We start from the raw sequence: 1,556 nt of genomic DNA, 5'->3' as shown, positions 1-1,556 counted from the left end.
GAGAGTTCGGCGTAACCACCCACGGCGCCCAGACCATCGGTCGGCTTTTCGAGACCGGCTGCGAGGCCGATGCCGGCCCAGCCGCCGATACCCGACAGGATACCGATGTACTGCTTGCCCTTGAATTCCCAGGTCGTCACGTTGCCGATGATGCCCGACGGGGTCTTGAACTTGTACAGTTCCTTGTTGATGTCGTCGGCATCGACGCACTTGAGGTAACCCTCGAGCGTGCCGTAGCAGGCGATACCACCGGCGGTGACCAGCGAACCCGACCACACCGAGAACTTCTCCGGCTTGGACTGGACGATCTTGCCCTTGCCTGCGTCCCACGTGATGAAGTTGCCCATGCCGCCATGGCTGCCCGGTGCCGGGTACATCGACAGGGTGGCGCCGACGTACGGCTGACCTGCGGTGTACTCAACACGGAACGGTTCGTAGTCCATGCAGACGTGGTTCGTCGGCACGTAGAACAGGCCATTCTTCGGGTTGAACGAAGCCGGCTGCTGGTCCTTCGAACCCAGAGCGGCCGGGCAGATGCCCTTGCTGTTCACATCTTCGCCGTTCTGACGGGTCGAGTACTTGGCAACCACTTGCGGACGACCGGTGTTCATGTCGACGTGCGTGGCCCAGTTCACCTTCGGGTCAAACTTTTCAGCGGTCAGCAGCTCGCCGGTCACACGGTCCATCGTGTAGCCGAAGCCGTTGCGGTCGAAGTGAACCGCAACCTTGCGCTTCTTGCCCTTGACGTCCACGTCGGCCAGGATGACTTCGTTCACACCGTCGAAGTCCCACTCGTCGTGCGGGGTCATCTGGTACACCCAGCGGGTCATGCCGGTATCGACATCACGTGCCCACAGGGTCATCGACCACTTGTTGTCACCCGGGCGCTGCGAAGGGTTCCAGGTCGAGGGGTTGCCCGACCCGTAGTACACGAGGTTTTCCTGCTGGTCGTATGAGAACCAGCCCCAGGTCGTGCCGCCACCGATCTTCCACTGATCGCCCTGCCAGCTCTTCAGCGACGAATCCTTGCCCACCGGCGCCATCTTGCCGTTGGTCCAGGTCATGGTCTTTTCCGGGTCCATCAGCATTTCGGCGTCGGGGCCGGTGCTGTAGCCCTTCCATACCTGCTTGCCGGTGTTGATGTCATAGGCAGCAAGGAAGCCGCGGACGCCGAATTCACCGCCGGAAATACCGGTGATCACCTTGTCCTTGAACACGTGCGGGGCGTTCGTATTGGTTTCGCCGATCTTCGGGTTGCCGTTCTTGACCGACCACAGCACCTTGCCCGACTTCGAGTCGAGCGCGACGAGCGTCGTGTCAGCCTGCTGCAGGAACACCTTGCCTTCGGCGTAGGCGAGACCGCGATTGACGGTGTCGCAGCACATGACCGGGATCACTGACGGATCCTGCTTCGGCTCGTACTTCCACTTGATCTTCTGGGTTTCCAGATCGATCGCGAACACCTTGTTGGGGAAGGGCGAATGCACGAACAGCGTGTCGCCGATGACCAGCGGGCCGCCTTCGTGACCGCGCAACACGCCGGTCGAGAAGGTCCA

Annotated in this window: 1 protein-coding gene; it reads right to left on the bottom strand. The window is 61.4% G+C overall.

All coding sequences use genetic code 11. The features are described from left to right. A partial coding sequence (locus Q8R75_RS08240) for a methanol/ethanol family PQQ-dependent dehydrogenase (RefSeq protein WP_305663634.1) occupies positions 1 to 1,556 on the bottom strand: 1,556 nt, incomplete at both ends.

Origin of the sequence: Methyloversatilis sp. (genome assembly GCF_030696805.1) — a bacterium.
Taxonomy (GTDB): Bacteria; Pseudomonadota; Gammaproteobacteria; order Burkholderiales; family Rhodocyclaceae; genus Methyloversatilis.
The sequence above is the reverse complement of the archived record's forward strand: the minus strand, read 5'-3'. Positions and strand labels throughout refer to the sequence as shown.